Here is a 2,523-nt window from a genome sequence, read left to right as displayed (position 1 = left end):
CGCCGCCGACGGCGCGTCGCTGGCGCCGCTGTCGCGGGATCTGGTCACCGCCTACGCCGCCCGCGCCGCCGGCACCTCCCCGGACTGGGCACCGCTGCCGCTGCAGTACGCCGACTACACCCTGTGGTTCGCGGATCTGCTCGGCGATGTCGACGACCCGGCCTCCCGCGCCGCCCGGCAACTCGAGTACTGGCACGAGATCCTCGCCGCCGCCCCCGATCTGCTGACGCTGCCCACCGACCGGCCGCGCCCGCCGCAGCAGTCCTTCCGCGGCGCGAGCGTCGACCTCGAGATCGCCCCGGCGCTGTACGGGCGGATCCGGCAGCTCGCCCACGCCCACACCGCCACCGAGTTCATGGTCGTGCACGCCGCCCTCGCAGTGCTGCTCGCGCGGCTGTCGGGCGGCGACGACATCGTCGTCGGCACCCCCGTCGCCGGGCGCAGCCACCCCCATCTCGACGACCTGGTGGGCATGTTCGTCAACACCGTCGCGCTGCGCACCGCGGTGCCCGCCGAACTGTCCTTCGCGGAGTTCCTCGCCGCGGTGCGCGACACCGACCTGGCGGCCTTCGCGCACACCGACCTGCCGTTCGACCGGCTCGTCGACGCGGTGGTGCCGGCTCGGTCGGCGGCCTATTCGCCGCTGTTCCAGGTGATGCTCGCCTTCGCCGACACGACCGGCGCACATCTGACGCTGCCCGGCCTGGACGTCGACATCGCCGAGATCGACACGCACACCACCAAGTTCGACCTGCACCTGCAGCTCGGGGCGGTCGCCGACGGCGACGGCCGCACCCACGCGCTGCGCGGTGCGCTGTCCTACGCCACCGACCTGTTCGACCCCGCCACCGCCGCCGCGATCGGGCAGCGCCTGGTGCGGCTGCTCGAGACGGTCACCGCGGATCCGGCGGTGCCGGTCGGCGACGTGGATCTGCTCACCGCCGACGAACGCCGCACCGTGCTCGACACGTGGAACGCCACCGCCGCCGACGCCGGTCCCGCCACCACCCTCGGGGCACTGTTCGCCGCGCAGGTCGCCGCGACCCCGCACGCCCCGGCCGTCACCGTCGACGGCCGCACCCTCGGCTACGCCGAATTCGACGCGGTCACCAATCGGCTCGCGCGGCGGTTGCTGCGCGCCGGCGCCGGACCGGACCGGGTGATCGCCCTCGCCGCGCCACGCTCGCTGGATCTGCTCGTCGGCATGTACGCGATCGTCAAGAGCGGCGCCGCCTATCTGCCGCTCGACCCGGACCATCCCGCCGAGCGGCTGCGCTACGTGCTCGACACCGCCGCCCCGATCGCGGTGCTCACCACCGGCGACGTCGCCGACGCCCTGCCGGACACCGGCGCCGAGGTGCTGCGCATCGACCGGCTCGACCTCGACGACGAATCCCCGGCGGCCCTCACGGCGGCGGACCGGCCGGAGCCGACCGGCGCGCATCTCGCCTACGTGATCTTCACCTCCGGCTCCACCGGCCGCCCCAAGGGCGTGGCGGTGCCGCACGCGGCGATCGTCAACCGGTTGCGCTGGATGCAGCACACCTATCCGCTGTCGGCCGAGGACACGGTGGTGCAGAAGACCCCCGCCACCTTCGACGTGTCGGTGTGGGAGTTCTTCTGGGCGCTGCAGGTCGGGGCGCGCCTCGCCGTCGCCGCCCCGGGCGGGCACCGCGATCCCGGTTATCTGCTGCGCCTGTTCGCCGAGGAGCAGGTCACGGTGGCGCATTTCGTGCCATCGATGCTCGCGGTGTTCGTCGACGCCCTGCACGGCCGCGACCGGGATCCGCTCGCGTTGCGGCACGTGTTCGCGTCGGGGGAGGCGCTGCCCGCCGAGACCGCCGCCGCGCTGCGGGAGGCGCTGCCGCACACCGCCCTGCACAATCTGTACGGGCCCACCGAGGCCGCGGTGGACGTCACCGCCTGGACCACCACCGACACCGATGCCGGGTCGGTGCCGATCGGGCTGCCGGTGTGGAACACCCGCACCTACGTGCTCGACGCGCGGCTGCATCCGGTGCCCGTCGGCGCCGCGGGCGAGCTGTACCTGGCCGGGATCCAGCTCGCCCGCGGCTATCTCGACCGCCCGGGCCTGAGCGCCGACCGGTTCGTCGCCGACCCGTTCGGGGCGCCGGGGGAGCGGATGTACCGCACCGGGGATCTGGCCACCCGCCGCGCCGACGGCGCCCTGACGTACTTGGGGCGCACCGACTTCCAGGTCAAGATCCGCGGTCTGCGCATCGAGCTCGGAGAGATCGAGCAGGTGCTGCGCGCCCGCGAGGAGATCGGGCAGGCGGTGGTGCTCGTCCACCACGGCGCCGACGACCGGCTCACCGGCTATCTCGTGCCCACCCCGGGCCGCAGCATCGACACCACCGCGGTCACCGCCGATCTCGCCGCGCACCTGCCGGACTACATGGTGCCCGCCGCCCTCGTCGTCCTCGACGCGCTGCCGGTCGGCCCCAACGGCAAACTCGACCGCAACGCGCTGCCCACCCCGCCGGCACCGACCGCCGCCGGCGG

1 protein-coding gene is annotated in these 2,523 nt (G+C 74.2%); it reads left to right on the top strand.

Annotated elements, in window-relative coordinates:
* Positions 1–2,523 (top strand): non-ribosomal peptide synthetase (locus ACLBYD_RS10025; RefSeq protein WP_447816404.1); only part of this gene is annotated, 2,523 nt, incomplete at both ends.

It is taken from the genome of Rhodococcus sp. C26F, assembly GCF_053345925.1.
The sequence above is the reverse complement of the archived record's forward strand: the minus strand, read 5'-3'. Positions and strand labels throughout refer to the sequence as shown.